Consider the following 373-nt stretch of genomic DNA (forward strand, 5'->3'; position numbering starts at 1 on the left):
GTCTAACGCAAGTGCTTGGCAATGCAGCAGCTGTGCGCACTGGGGCGGTTAGCGGCGTACGCCGCTGATGCGCACCCAGCCGTCTTTATCGGCGGTCGGGGKGGGGGTMAAAGSGSCGKTKTAGGSGGCGCGCMCCCCCTYCGSCCCSKCCCTTTTACACACCTGACGCTGCCGACGCCGCCCCCCCCGTGGCGGTAATACGCGGGGGCGCGTNGCTGATGCGCACCCAGCCGTCTTTATCGGCGGTCGGGTTGAGGATAAAGGCGTCGTTGTAGGCGGCGCGCACCTCTTCGGCCTGCTCGGCCAGGATGCCCCACAGCGCCCGGCGCCCCCCCGTCTCTTTTACACATCTGACGCCGCCGACGACCCCCCC

At 69.2% G+C, this 373-nt stretch carries 1 protein-coding gene; it reads right to left on the minus strand.

What is annotated here, in order from left to right; genetic code table 11:
* Nucleotides 1–154: 154 nt before the first annotated feature.
* The coding region (locus ACQ4LH_RS21535) for a 50S ribosomal protein L11 methyltransferase (protein ID WP_430698996.1) at nucleotides 155–373 on the minus strand (219 nt) is incomplete at its 5' end.

It is taken from the genome of Pseudomonas peli (assembly GCF_050563605.1).
GTDB lineage: Bacteria > Pseudomonadota > Gammaproteobacteria > Pseudomonadales > Pseudomonadaceae > Aquipseudomonas > Aquipseudomonas peli_A.